Here is a 13,045-nt window from a genome sequence, read left to right on the forward strand (position 1 = left end):
AAAGGGCCCATCGGGGCCATTCTTGCAATGCTTATTTGTGTTTTGATGCGTTTAGGCGCGGCGGCGGCTGCCGCGGCGTGAGCGGCGTTCGCTGGCGGTGCTGGCGCCCTCTTCGGTGCCATCATTGGCAGACGAGAACGGACCGAGGACTTCGACGATCTGTTCCAACGTTGGGCGATCTCCGCGTGGTCGGGTGTCGAGCGCTTCGCGCATCTTTTCCAGGTGCGCAGGCATGGTGCCACAGCAACCACCGATGATTTTGGCACCTGAATTGCGCGCGAGGACGGCATATTCAGCCATCAATTCGGGCGTGCCATCATAGTGGATATGGCCGTCGACATATTTTGGAATGCCTGCGTTGCCTTTGGAGATAATGGGGCGTTCGCTGCCCTGTGCGCCAAAGCCGAGAACAGTGCGCAGAATATCCGACGCGCCGGTGCCGCAGTTGGCGCCATAAGCGAGGGGCGGGGTGTCAAACTCTTCCACCAGTTTTGCCATGTCAGCGGAAGTCACGCCCATCATGGTGCGCCCGGCGGTGTCAAAGCTCATGGTGCCACACCAGGGCATGTCGACCAGAGCAAAGGCTTCGGCGGCAGCGCGGAATTCTTCGGGGGCAGAGATCGTCTCAACCCAAAGAACATCTGCACCGCCTTCTTTGAGCGCATCCGCCTGTTCGTGGAACATCTCAACCGCTAGGGCGTGGCTCAGCTCGCCGACGGGTTCCATGATTTCGCCAGTTGGTCCAACAGAGCCCGCGACCAGGATCTCACGCTCAGAACTGTCGGCAATGTCGCGACCCAATTCGGCACCAACACGGTTCAACTCGCGGACGCGATTTTGCGCATCATGCAGTTTCAAACGGGACGCGGTGCCGCCGAATGTATTGGTCAAAAACAAATCGCTGCCCGCGTCTACCGAGCCCTTGTACAGGGCTTTGATTTTGGCTGGTTCATCCGTGTTCCACAATTCTGGCGCATCGCCGGATTGGAGACCCATGTTGAACAGGTTGGTCCCGGTGGCGCCATCGGCCAGCAGAACGTCCTTGGATTGCAGGGCTTTTGCGAATGTGTCGCTCATTTAACTCGTTCCCATCAGCGCGTTGTGAAAGCGGGTCCTGTTTCTGGACCGCAGGGCGTTGCACCCTGTCTCATGCACGTCGCACAAAAACAAATGCATTTTGCTCATCTTCATTATGAATGCCCGTTTCCCAGTTACCTTGCGGTGTCTTACGCAGGTCGGATGGAGCCCAGGGCAGGGCGGGGTGTACCGGTAGCGGGCGGTGTACCAGCCGGACCAGTTCAGCCAGGCAAAGGGTGAGCTGTCCCCAGTTCGGCGCGGCGATATATTGGGCCTGCCATGTCGGGTCAAAACAGGCTTTGAACCGGCGCAAACCGCGCTCCACCCGATCGGCAAAGCGATGATCGGGCGCTGCGGCGAGGGACAGGCAGGGCACGTTTTCCTCGGCAGCGGCAGCAATGGCGGCGCGCACCAGCGCATGGCCGGTACCATCCGGTGCATCCGGACCCATGCGGATCAGATCAAGGCACCATTCTTTTTCGGCAACGTGAAAGGTGGCAAAGCCGATAATGGTGCTGTTCTGCCAGGCGAGGAAGACCTGTTGCCCCTCCACATAGCCGGGCTCAAAACGGCCCATCGTGGTGCCATGGGCGACGCCGTGCGCTTCGTGCCAGATCCGGTCGACACGGGCCAACTGCGTCATCGGCAGCGCGTTGGCGGCGTCACGGACTTCGATACCGGATTTCTCCGCATTGCGCAGTTTGCGCCGCAGTTGCCGTTTGGAAGAACCGCTTTCGGTGAACGTCATCGGATTGACCAGCGCATCCTGGGCGATCCGCAATGTACGCCAACCTGCCTTGCGCGCGGAGACCGCCACACGGGGCGAGCATTTGTAAAAACAGACCAAAGCGTTGCGCGACCGGGCGTATTGCTGCAGCGGGGCAAACGTCTCATGCGCGTGGCCGATCACCGGGTCAAAAAACGCGATCGAGGTCTGCGGCGTGTCGAGCATGGCAAGCTGATTGAAGCCAAAGCTGCGCAGATGACCGCCGTTTTGGCGGATCACGGCGGTCTCCGACCGGGGGCGGGCATAGGCGATGGTATGGGGGCTGTCCTTGCGGGAACCGATCACGTCCAGCGGTTGGTATTGGCGTGTCTTGGGTCCCAGAAGGGTGGGCCAGAACAGCACCACGGCCGACACAACAGCGGGTGCAAGGTAGTAGACCAGACGGAAGGCAAACAGACCTGCCAGAATGGAAGTGGAGTCAAAGCTCGCCAGAAGTGAGACCATGGCCAGTTCCAGCGGACCAGTGCCGCCGGGCGATGAAGAGATAATCGCAAGCCCCAACGCTAGAAAATAGGCGGGCAGCAATGTGGTCAATGTGATGCCGCTGTCGGGCGGCAGCAGGAGCCACAGCGCGGTGCCGGCGGCCGTTACATCGACAATGGCCCAAAGGCCAAGCGCGGCCATTGCCGTCAGGGAGGGCCAGCGAAACTTGTGCTTGCCGAGCTTCAGCGTGGGAAAGAAAAACGTCGCCCCGCAGGCCAGGGCGCAGCCCGCCAACAGAGCCAGACCGGCGGGGATGGCATAGGGAAACGGCGACCAGGCGACCAGCGCCAGACCACAGATCGCGGCCAAGGCCCCCATGAACGTCAGCCCGGTCACTGCCGTCATCTGCGCGGCGTGCATGGGTGACAGGCCTGGAAGCAGGCGCCAGCGGGCAAAGGTGCCGGTGAAAATGCCAAAACCGGCGGTCTGGGAAAAGGCGATGGAGAACATGCCGGCCAGCCGTGCACGCGTTCCATCCAGGCCCGTGTGCAGGTGGCGATGGGCGACGCCGTCATAACGTCCCAGCGACCAGAAACTAACCAGTGTTGCAAGGCCTGCGCCGACCCAATTGATTGTGGGGATTTGCGACATCTGTGACGTCAGCTCCCCCATGCTGGGTAGGCGCACGCTGTTGGACAGCAGCCATAAACAGAGAAAGGCAGATGCCACGGGTAACAATAGCCGCATCGCCCGCGACGCTAAATTTTGCGTCACCGTCTTTGAACTGGACATATTGACCCCTCATCGCCCACAAACTCCGCCTATAAATTAGCGGGCTTACGATTGCGGATCCGTTAACCCGGCTGTGCTATTCGGACCAAGAAAGACTCAAATAATACACAAATCCCGCCACCGGATTGGGATGACGGGATTTGGTGTTTTGTCGCTTGAAAGCTGGCTGAGCAGAGCGGACTGGCTTTAGGCTGACTGGATCTGTTGGCGCGCGACTGCGGTAAATTCGCTGAGCTTGGCTTCGATCACGTCGGCGCTGGCCTTGCCGTTCAGATCTGCGGTTGCCTTGGCAACGATGCAGTGCACATCGCGGGGCAAGACGCCGGCGATGGCGTAGGATGCGATCAGCTCATCGCTTGTGTCGCCGTCCAAAGTGAGCTGGTCAGCAACCCAATTGCCCAACATCTTGTTGCGGCGGGCTTCGGTTTTGAAATCCAAATTTGCGTCATGCACGAATTTGGCCTCAAAGGCTTTCTTGCGGTCTACGAATAATGTCATTTGGTCACCTATGATTTATCCCATTGGCGACAATCGGGGCGATCCCTGCGGTCATGTGATGCTTGGACTTTGTCACAATGCATCACGCCAGGGTCGGACTTCTGTCAGATCAACCGAATGTCTACGAAGATTAATAGAACAGGAAGATTGATGAAGACATTGGCGTTGGAAATTGGGGTTAACGCGCGGTTTACAAATTAGGGAGAGTTGCGCGGTTACGCCGGATTGAAATCAGGATCCGCTAAAATTTCCTCCATCGCGGTGTGTACTTCCTCGGTCATTTTTCGTTGTAATTCGGCGTCCGGAATGCGGCCGCGCAAATCTTGTCGGAGGCGACTTAAGAAGTCCGCGTGACCGGGTTCTTGCAAGTCGGCGAGTGCGACATTTTTCGCATATTTTTCAGCGTCTTCTCGACCCATGCCAAGGCTGCGCGCCACCCAAAGCGCCACCCGTCTGCAGGCCCGTGCGGTGGCGGCAAACTTCAGGTTTTCGTCATGTGTGAACTTGTTTTCAAAGGCGGCTTCGCGTTCGTCAAACGTGGTCATTCAGCTCCTCCCAAAGGGTAAAATACATCTGAAAACTGAGGGGTTTTTCGCTGCTCGCAAATGCAGCGCGGCCCTCAAAAAGCGGGGCGAGGCTCTTTATGAACCGCCCCATTCTGGTAATGTATTTTAAAATTTGCGGGTTTCTAGGGGCTTGGACGCGCAGTAAGAGGCCGCAGAGCCCACTGAACGACGCAGATTGGCCTGCAAATCTTGCGATAGGCGGGGGCTTGCACTATGAGGGCCACACACCGGGAGGAGATTCCCGTAGTTTAACCTCCGAAAGGCTGTCCATGGCGCGTCGCAAGAAAATCTATGAAGGTAAAGCAAAGACTTTGTACGAAGGCCCCGAGCCGGGTACGATCGTCCAGTACTTCAAGGATGATGCCACAGCCTTTAATGCCGAAAAGCATGACATTATCGAAGGCAAAGGTGTTCTGAACAACATCCTGAGCGAATTCTTCATGCTGGGCCTTGGCCAGATCGGCGTGCCGACCCATTTCCTGAAGCGTTTGAACATGCGTGAGCAGCTGGTGCGCAGCTGTGAGATTGTTCCGCTGGAAATCATCGTGCGCAATTATGCGGCCGGTACGCTTTCCAAACGTCTGGGCATCGACGAGGGCACGCAACTGCCGCGCCCGATTGTGGAATATTGCTACAAAGACGACGCTTTGGGCGATCCGCTGGTCAGCGAAGAGCATATAGCAGCCTTTGGCTGGGCCAGCCAACAGGACATGGACGATATCCTGAGCCTGGCGTTGCGGGTAAATGATTTCTTGTCGGGTGTCTTCCTGGCCGTGGGCATTCGTCTGGTGGATTTCAAAATCGAGATTGGCCGCGTCTACGAAGGGGATTTCCAGCGACTGGTTGTTGCTGATGAAATCAGCCCGGACAGCTGCCGCCTGTGGGACATCAAGACCGGTGAGAAGCTGGACAAAGACGTGTTCCGTCGCGACCTGGGCAGCCTGACAGATGCCTACAGTGAAGTGGCGCGCCGTCTGGGTGTAATGCCCAACAATCCGCCCACTCCCGGCAAGCCGACGCTGGTGAACTAATACCCAAGACCCTGCCGCCCGGATGAGGCGGCGGGTTCTTACATTTTTCGAATGAGACCAATCGCCGGATCGACAGCTGATCGGGCGCGCTGAGAAGCCAAAGGAAAACGCGATGAAAGCACGTGTGCATGTGATGCTGAAAAACGGGGTTCTGGATCCGCAGGGCGAGGCAGTTCGTCACGCGCTGGGGGCTATGGGTTTTGACAAGGTTGAAGGTGTGCGTCAGGGCAAGGTGATTGACCTGGATCTGGCCGAGGGCGCAACCGAGGCAGATGTGACCGAGATGTGCGAAAAGCTGCTCGCCAATACCGTGATTGAATCTTACAGCATCGAGACGCTGTGATGAAGGCGGCGGTTCTCGTATTCCCCGGCTCCAACTGTGACCGTGATCTGGCGGTGGCGTTTGAACAGGCCGGTTTTGACGTGTCCATGGTGTGGCACAAGGACAGCGTGCTGCCCGAAGGTGTTGATATCGTTGGTGTTCCTGGCGGGTTCTCATATGGGGACTACCTGCGCTGCGGCGCGATTGCTGCGCAGTCGCCGATCTGCCAGGCGCTGGCGGAACACACCAATCGCGGTGGCTATGCGCTGGGGGTCTGCAATGGCTTTCAGGTTCTGGCCGAGACCGGCATCCTGCCCGGCGCGCTGCTGCGCAATGCGGGTCTGAAGTATATCTGCAAAACCGTGGATCTGAAGGTTGCGACCTCGGACAGTGTCTTTACCCAAGGGTATAACGCAGGCGATGTGATCGGCATTCCGATTGCGCACCACGATGGCAATTACTTTGCCGATGACGCAACCATTGCGGCGCTGCATGATCAGGACCGTGTTGCCTTTACCTATGGTGACAACCCAAACGGGTCGCGTGATGACATTGCGGGCATTCTGTCGGACAACCGTCGCGTGCTGGGCATGATGCCACACCCGGAACGGGCTGCGGACGAAGGCCACGGTGGCACCGATGGCACGGCGATGTTCCGCGCACTTGCGGGAATGTTGGCTGAGGCCTGACTTGTGCTGAGACGGCGGCGGATCTAGAATCCGAATATGTCTGTCACGTCCAAAAGCACAGCGCCCAAGCGCGCCAGCCCAAAGCGGTCGCGCGCACGGATGCGTACCATCTCTTGGCGCGTGCGCCTTGTGCTGTTCCTGTTTGTTTTGGCCGGGGCAGCAACCATCTGGCAGACCAACCGCAGTCTAACCAACCGGTTCACGGAAACCACCCGCAACCGGGCCGAGCTGCGGCTTGCGCTTTACTCCGGTAACCTGGTCAGCGAATTGCGCCGTCACGCGATTGTGCCACAGCTATTGGCGCGCGATCAGCTGCTGATTTCGGCGCTGCAATCCAGCGATTTCTCTTTGTCGACCCAGCGTTTGATCTCCTTTGTTGAGGAAATCGGCGCGGCTTCCATTTTTATGCTGGCCAAGGACGGGCGCACGGTGGCGGCGACCGATCGCAACCGGCTGGGTGAGCTTCATCGCAACGCGCCCTACTTCATCGACGCGGTGCGCTCCAACGCCACCGTGTTTTCGGTGATCCCCCGCGAAGTGGCCGGATACCGCTTTACCTATTCGCGCCGGATCGTGGACGCCTCGGGCGTATTGGGCGCAATTGTGGTTGAGGTTGATCTGCAAAAGTTCGAACGCGCCTGGGCGGGTATTTCGGATGCGGTGATGGTCAGCGACAGCACCGGCACCATTGTGCTGGCCACGGAATCGCGCTGGCGGGGCCTGTCCGAGACGGATGCGCTGCAACAACAGACCCCGGAAGGCGCCATCCAGCGCGCGATCCGCGCGACCACGGATTGGACGGCGCTGCCCCCCGATGCCTATTTGCAAGGTGAGGCGGTGATGCGTCTGGAAAGCCGGATCCCGTTTCGCGGCTGGCGGATGACCAGTTTCACCACCTATGCCTCCATTCGGGAGAAGGTGAATGCGGTTCTGGCGCTTGAAATCATGGGATTCGCGCTACTTTTGGCATTGGCGTTCTATGCGCTTAGCCGCAAGACCGCGTTGCGGATGGCCCTGTTCCAGCGGGAGTCGGCAGAGCTTCGCGTATTGAACAGCCGTCTACAGCGGGAAATTGCCGAGCGTGAACGCATGCAACAAAGCCTTGAAGTTGCCGAGCAAAGCCTTGCGCAAAGCTCAAAACTGGCCGCATTGGGGGAGATGTCGGCGGCTGTCAGCCATGAGTTGAACCAGCCTTTGGCGGCGATGAAAACCTATCTGGCGGGCGCGCGTTTGCTGCTGAATAGAAACCGCCCCGACGAGGCGCTGGCGTCGTTTGGGCGGATCGATGATCTGATCGAACGGATGGGTGCGATTACCCGTCAGCTAAAATCCTACGCGCGCAAGGGCGGGGATACGTTTAGCCCTGTAAACTTGGGGGATGCGCTGGCTTCCTCCCTGTCGATGATGGAGCCGCAACTGCGCGAGAGGCATGTGAAAATCGGCCGGATCCTGCCCGAAGACGCGGTGTTTGTGATGGGGGATCAGATGCGCATCGAACAGGTGATGGTGAACTTGTTGCGCAATGCCATTGATGCCACCAAATCGGTTGAAGACCCGGAGGTGGAAATCATCCTGGCCGCTGGTGAAACCGCAACCCTGTCGGTGCGCGACAATGGCACCGGGATCACCGACTACGACAACCTGTTTGAACCCTTCTACACCACCAAACAGGCGGGTGAGGGCGTTGGACTGGGGCTTGCTATCTCTTCCGGGATCGTCAACGACCTTGGGGGTAGGCTTACGGCGCGCAATGGGGAAAACGGCGGCGCCGTGTTCGAGATGCAATTGCCGATCCTGCTCGACGGGATTGAGGCCGCGGAATAGCGGCACAGAAAAAGGAAAGGGCGCGTTATGGCACAGGCCATGAAAATAGCGATCGTCGATGATGAAAAGGACATGCGCCAGTCGATCAGCCAATGGCTGGCTTTGTCGGGCTATGACACCGAGACCTTTGCCAGCGCCGAAGACGCGCTCAAGGAGCTGGGGCCGGATTATCCGGGCATTGTGATTTCCGACATCAAAATGCCGGGCATGGATGGGATGCAATTCCTGAAAAAGCTGATGGGCAATGACAGCGCGCTGCCGGTTATCATGATCACTGGCCATGGCGATGTGCCGATGGCGGTAGAAGCCATGCGGGTCGGGGCGTTTGATTTCCTGGAAAAGCCCTTCAATCCGGATCGGATGTCGGAGCTGGCGAAAAAGGCCAGCAATGCGCGGCGTCTGACGCTCGATAACCGCGTCCTGCGTCGTGAGCTGTCCGATGGTGGGCAGATCATGAAGAAACTGATCGGCTCTAGCCCGGTGATGGATCGTCTGCGCGAAGACATCCTGGATCTGGGTCAGGCCGATGGTCACGTCCTGATCGACGGCGAGACGGGTACCGGCAAAACCCTGGTGGCCCACGCGCTGCATGCGGTGGGCAGTCGGGCCGGTAAGAAATTTGTGCTGATCTCCTGCGCTGCGTTTGAAGAAGACGCGCTGGCGAAACGCTTGTTTGGCCCGATGTTGCCCGAAGACAGTATGTTGCCCGCGATCGAAGAGGCACGTGGCGGCACCTTGGTGTTGGAAGACATCGACGCGCTGAGCGAGGCATTGCAGGCCAAACTGCTCAACGTAATCAACGAACAGGGCATCCCCGGCGAGACGCGGATTGTCGGGATCTCAAACCTGCAAGAAGCGGGCAAGACTTGCGAAGATATTCTGCGCCCTGATCTGTTCTACCGTCTGGCCGCGCTGCGCATCACCGTGCCGCCGCTGCGTCAACGGGGTGAGGATATTCTGACGCTGTTCACCCGGCTCAGCGAACAGTTCGCCGAGGAATACGGCTGTGAGACACCGCAGGTCACCGCCCAGGAAGCGGCGCAGCTGCTGCAGGCCCCGTGGCCCGGTAATGTGCGTCAGCTGATCAATATCGCCGAACGCGCTGTCCTGCAGGCGCGGCGGGGATCAGGCACCATCGCGTCCTTGTTGATGTCGGACCACGAAGAGATGCAGCCGGTGATGACCACCGAAGGCAAACCGCTGAAAGAATATGTGGAAGCCTTTGAGCGGATGTTGATCGACAACACCATGCGCCGCCACAAGGGCTCGATCGCCAGTGTGATGGAAGAGCTGCGCCTGCCGCGCCGGACCCTGAATGAGAAGATGGCGAAATACGGTCTGCAACGGTCCGACTATCTGGGTTGATTTTTGGGCAAACGACGCCCGCGCGACATCCTCATGCCTGTGGGGGTGTCGTCTTTTTTTGGTGAAAATGACGTAAAATGCCAAGGAATCTGCGCCTTTAGGCAAATTTGATTAGCGAATTCTTTAAAGTTTCGTGCAAATCGTGGGTTTCACTGAGACCTGTGAAGAATGCCCATTGTCATTACCTATCCACAGGTCGTATGTTGGTAAAACGAGGATGAGCCTCACTTGGGCTCCCTCAGAGATGAAATTCGCTGCTTCGGGCTTTTGTCCGGCCACAGCCGAGAAAGACCAAGCAGAGTGATAAGCTTCGCGGTTGCGAAGCGATTTAGCAACCTGATCCAGCGACGTTGGTACAGGCAATTAATGGCAGGGCCACATGTTGTGCACCTGTCGGAGAAGAAACGCGATGACGCGCGCGCGAGCGAAGAGCATAGAGGCAGAGACGCTGGGGACCGAAACGGCCCAGACTGCGCTCTATTCTGCGCCGCAGATTATCGCCCAGACCAGACGCCCCCCCAGACATTTGCACCCCATTGATGATACACGTGATCATATACGGGGCCGCGTTGCGCGCGGGCGGCGCATCAAGGAAACATGGCAAAGAAGATGCTTATCGATGCCACCCACGCGGAAGAAACCCGCGTCGTGGTGGTCGACGGAAACAAGGTTGAGGAATTCGACTTTGAATCTGAAAACAAACGCCAGCTCGCTGGCAATATTTATCTGGCAAAAGTAACACGGGTTGAACCGTCGCTTCAGGCGGCCTTTGTTGATTATGGCGGAAACCGTCACGGCTTCCTGGCGTTCTCGGAAATCCACCCGGATTATTACCAGATCCCGGTTGCTGACCGCGAAGCGCTCATGGAAGAAGAGCGCGCCTATGCTGAAGCGCAGCGTCAAAAGGACGAGGAAGAGGACAATAAACCCTCTAAGTCGCGCCGCAAACGCAGCAGCAAATCCAAGGCCCAGAAAACCACCTCTGCTGATGTGGTCGAAACCAAAGACGTCACCGAGGAGCTGAAAGAGACAGCGCCCGCGACGGCCGAGATTTCGGGTATGGAGACCATTGATCTGACGGATGAGGTGGAAACCTCGGACGACCAGGTCGCGGATCTGCCAGAGAATGACACAGAAGCAGACGCAGTTGCGGATGCACCGGTTGAAGAGGCAAGCGAGGCTGTAGACGCCGCACCTGCGGTTGAGGCTGATGCCCCAGCGGACGATGTAACTGCTGAGACTCCTGTTGAGGCTGAAGCGGTCTCTTCTGAAGACGCAGACAGCACATCGGATGCGCCAGCAGCCGACAGCGAAGCACCCGTTGCTGAAGACGCAGCCGCTGAAACACCTGCAGACGCGCCAGAAGCGGCCGCGACTGAAGGTGAAGACGCAACTGTAGCCTCTGACGAGGTTGAAACGCAGGCGGAAACCGCAAAAAGCGACGAGCCTGACGACGTAGAGACCACAAAAGACGATGCCGCGTCCAAGGATGACAGTATTGAATCCGTGGCCGATGAAGACGACAGCGAAGACATTCGCCCGGCGCGCAAACCGCGTCCGCGTCGTTACAAGATCCAGGAAGTGATCAAGGTCCGTCAGGTTCTGCTGGTCCAAGTTGTTAAAGAAGAGCGCGGCAACAAGGGTGCCGCTCTGACCACATATCTGTCGCTGGCCGGTCGTTATTGCGTTCTGATGCCAAACACTGCGCGTGGTGGTGGTATCTCACGCAAGATCACCAATGCCGTCGACCGCAAGAAGCTGAAAGAAATCGCCACCGAAATGGACGTGCCATCCGGCGCGGGTCTGATCATTCGCACGGCTGGTGCCAAACGCACCAAGGCCGAGGTGAAGCGCGATTACGAATATCTGCAACGCCTGTGGGAACAGATCCGCGAGCTGACGCTGAAATCAATTGCTCCCGCGAAGATCTATGAAGAAGGCGATCTGATCAAACGCTCGATCCGCGACCTTTATAATCGTGAGATCGACGAGGTTCTGGTTGAAGGCGAACGCGGCTACCGCATTGCCAAGGACTTCATGAAAATGATCATGCCGTCCCACGCCAAAAACGTGCAGAACTACCAGGAAACCCTGCCGTTGTTCGCGCGCTTCCAGGTAGAGAGCTACCTGGGCGGCATGTTCAATCCGACCGTGCAGTTGAAATCCGGCGGCTATATCGTGATCGGCGTGACCGAAGCGCTGGTGGCGATTGACGTGAACTCGGGCCGTGCGACCAAGGAATCCTCGATCGAGGAAACCGCGCTCAAGACTAACCTGGAGGCCGCCGAAGAGGTGGCGCGCCAGCTGCGTCTGCGTGACTTGGCCGGTCTGATCGTCATCGATTTCATCGACATGGACGAGCGCAAGAACAACACTGCCGTTGAAAAGCGGATGAAAGACAAACTGAAGACCGATCGCGCCCGTATTCAGGTCGGTCGGATCTCTGGCTTTGGTCTGATGGAAATGTCCCGTCAGCGTCTGCGCCCCGGCATGATCGAGGCAACGACGCAGCCTTGTACGCATTGTCATGGCACCGGCCTGATCCGCTCGGACGACAGCTTGTCCCTGTCGATCCTGCGCCAGATCGAGGAAGAAGGCACCCGTGGGCGCTCCCGCGAGGTTCTGGTGAAATGTCCGGTGGATGTTGCCAACTTCCTGATGAACAACAAACGCGAGCATATCGCCCAGATCGAAGCGCGCTATGGCCTGTCCGTGCGCATCGAAGGGGACCCGCATCTGGTCAGCCCGGATTTCTCGATCGAGAAGTTCAAGACGGCGACGCGGTTCGTGCCGCCGGTGGAAGCGCCTGTCGTTTCGGTCGATACCAAGATCATGGAAGAAGTGGACGCTGATGACGAAGAAGACGTCGTCGAAGCTGAAGCTGAAGCTGAAGCTGAAGCTGAAACGGTAAGTTCTGAGACGTCGGAAGATGGCGAAGAGACAAAGCCCAAGCGTCGCCGCCGTCGTCGTCGTCGTCGGAAATCCTCCAGCTCTGAACAGGGCGAGGGCGAGGCAAACGGTGCGGACGATCAGAACGGCGAAAGCCAGGATGACAGCGCGTCTGAGGGCGAAGAAACCTCTGAGGGCGAGGCATCCGAGGATGCGCCGAAGGAAGAGAAGAAGTCCCGCAGCCGCAGTCGCAGCCGGTCCCGTCGTCGCAAGAAGGACACCACCACGGCCGAGGCCGCTGAGGGTGAAACCGGCGACAGCGCGGCATCTGAAGGCGAGACGGCAGAGGATGCTGGCGAGGCCCAGGTAGAGACGGACAGCCAAGACGCTTCTGGTGCATCCGAAACCGTCCCAGTTGAAACACCTGCTGATGCGGAAGCCGTAGACGCGCCCGTTGCTGAGGTTGAAACACCTGCTGAGGTCGAGGCGGTACAAGACGCGCCGACTGAAGAGACGCTGGCCGAAGAGGTCGCGGTTGCTGATGACGCGGACGAGGCTGTCGCTGAAACGGTCGAAGCCGAAGCAGAGCCTGAGCCCTCAGAGGCGGAGCCAGTTGCAGAAGCCGAGCCTGTTGAAGCAGTGGCGGAGGTTGCTCCGGCTGAGGTTGAAGAAGCACCCGTGTTAGAGGCTGTCGGCGAACCGGCCAAGCCAGATGGCCCCCCCAAGCCCAAGCGGCGTGGATGGTGGTCCAACTAATAAGAGAAAGGCGAGCCAGCGTGGCT

The 13,045-nt window shown here is 58.4% G+C and carries 10 protein-coding genes; 6 read left to right on the plus strand and 4 right to left on the minus strand.

Annotation, left to right across the window (positions count from 1 at the left end; translation table 11 throughout):
- Window positions 1-51: 51 nt before the first annotated feature.
- The 4 genes from bmt to KMP13_RS11990 all read right to left on the minus strand — a co-directional run bounded on the left by bmt (window position 52) and on the right by KMP13_RS11990 (window position 4,122).
- Window positions 52-1,077: a betaine--homocysteine S-methyltransferase gene (gene bmt / locus KMP13_RS11975; RefSeq protein WP_215266095.1), complete on the minus strand. Its 1,026-nt coding sequence runs from the start codon at window positions 1,075-1,077 to the stop codon at window positions 52-54.
- 70 nt (window positions 1,078-1,147) lie between these two features.
- Entirely contained in the window at window positions 1,148-2,938 is a 1,791-nt protein-coding gene (locus KMP13_RS11980; protein WP_251363822.1) for a phosphatidylglycerol lysyltransferase domain-containing protein, read from the minus strand.
- A 327-nt stretch (window positions 2,939-3,265) separates the two neighbouring features.
- Window positions 3,266-3,577, minus strand: a complete 312-nt coding sequence (locus tag KMP13_RS11985) for a DUF1476 domain-containing protein (RefSeq protein WP_215266097.1) — start codon at window positions 3,575-3,577, stop codon at window positions 3,266-3,268.
- 215 nt (window positions 3,578-3,792) lie between these two features.
- On the minus strand, window positions 3,793-4,122 hold the full coding sequence (locus KMP13_RS11990; RefSeq protein WP_215266098.1) for a DUF1476 domain-containing protein: 330 nt from the start codon (window positions 4,120-4,122) through the stop codon (window positions 3,793-3,795).
- Between the two features lie 290 nt (window positions 4,123-4,412).
- Here KMP13_RS11990 and purC point away from each other — a divergent pair, with 290 nt between their 5' ends.
- The 6 genes from purC (at window position 4,413) to KMP13_RS12020 (ending at window position 13,019) form a co-directional block, all read left to right on the plus strand.
- Window positions 4,413-5,174: a phosphoribosylaminoimidazolesuccinocarboxamide synthase gene (purC, locus tag KMP13_RS11995; RefSeq protein ID WP_215266099.1), complete on the plus strand. Its 762-nt coding sequence runs from the start codon at window positions 4,413-4,415 to the stop codon at window positions 5,172-5,174.
- Window positions 5,175-5,286: 112 nt separating this feature from the next.
- A complete protein-coding gene (gene purS / locus KMP13_RS12000) occupies window positions 5,287-5,517 on the plus strand; it encodes a phosphoribosylformylglycinamidine synthase subunit PurS (RefSeq protein WP_215266100.1) in 231 nt (76 codons plus the stop codon).
- On the plus strand, window positions 5,517-6,185 hold the full coding sequence (gene purQ, locus KMP13_RS12005; protein WP_215266101.1) for a phosphoribosylformylglycinamidine synthase subunit PurQ: 669 nt from the start codon (window positions 5,517-5,519) through the stop codon (window positions 6,183-6,185). The genes purS and purQ overlap by 1 nt, the downstream gene beginning before the upstream one ends.
- A gap of 99 nt (window positions 6,186-6,284) precedes the next feature.
- Window positions 6,285-8,009 (plus strand): sensor histidine kinase, encoded by a 1,725-nt coding sequence (locus KMP13_RS12010; protein WP_251363823.1) that lies wholly within the window; start codon window positions 6,285-6,287, stop codon window positions 8,007-8,009.
- A gap of 27 nt (window positions 8,010-8,036) precedes the next feature.
- Window positions 8,037-9,374, plus strand: a complete 1,338-nt coding sequence (locus tag KMP13_RS12015; protein WP_215266103.1) for a sigma-54-dependent transcriptional regulator — start codon at window positions 8,037-8,039, stop codon at window positions 9,372-9,374.
- A gap of 597 nt (window positions 9,375-9,971) precedes the next feature.
- Entirely contained in the window at window positions 9,972-13,019 is a 3,048-nt protein-coding gene (locus tag KMP13_RS12020; RefSeq protein WP_215266104.1) for an Rne/Rng family ribonuclease, read from the plus strand.
- Window positions 13,020-13,045 lie beyond the last annotated feature (26 nt).

Source organism: Epibacterium ulvae (genome assembly GCF_018678075.1).
Lineage (GTDB): Bacteria > Pseudomonadota > Alphaproteobacteria > Rhodobacterales > Rhodobacteraceae > Epibacterium > Epibacterium ulvae_A.

Bases quoted from the DNA above. Each gene is read 5' to 3' on its own strand.
- purS (WP_215266100.1), top strand. From the start codon at position 5,287: ATGAAAGCACGTGTGCATGTGATGCTGAAAAACGGGGTTCTGGATCCG.
- purC (WP_215266099.1), top strand. From the start codon at position 4,413: ATGGCGCGTCGCAAGAAAATCTATGAAGGTAAAGCAAAGACTTTGTAC.
- KMP13_RS11985 (WP_215266097.1), bottom strand. From the start codon at position 3,577: ATGACATTATTCGTAGACCGCAAGAAAGCCTTTGAGGCCAAATTCGTG.
- KMP13_RS11990 (WP_215266098.1), bottom strand. From the start codon at position 4,122: ATGACCACGTTTGACGAACGCGAAGCCGCCTTTGAAAACAAGTTCACA.
- KMP13_RS12020 (WP_215266104.1), top strand. From the start codon at position 9,972: ATGGCAAAGAAGATGCTTATCGATGCCACCCACGCGGAAGAAACCCGC.
- KMP13_RS12010 (WP_251363823.1), top strand. From the start codon at position 6,285: ATGCGTACCATCTCTTGGCGCGTGCGCCTTGTGCTGTTCCTGTTTGTT.
- KMP13_RS12015 (WP_215266103.1), top strand. From the start codon at position 8,037: ATGGCACAGGCCATGAAAATAGCGATCGTCGATGATGAAAAGGACATG.
- KMP13_RS11980 (WP_251363822.1), bottom strand. From the start codon at position 2,938: ATGTCGCAAATCCCCACAATCAATTGGGTCGGCGCAGGCCTTGCAACA.
- bmt (WP_215266095.1), bottom strand. From the start codon at position 1,077: ATGAGCGACACATTCGCAAAAGCCCTGCAATCCAAGGACGTTCTGCTG.
- purQ (WP_215266101.1), top strand. From the start codon at position 5,517: ATGAAGGCGGCGGTTCTCGTATTCCCCGGCTCCAACTGTGACCGTGAT.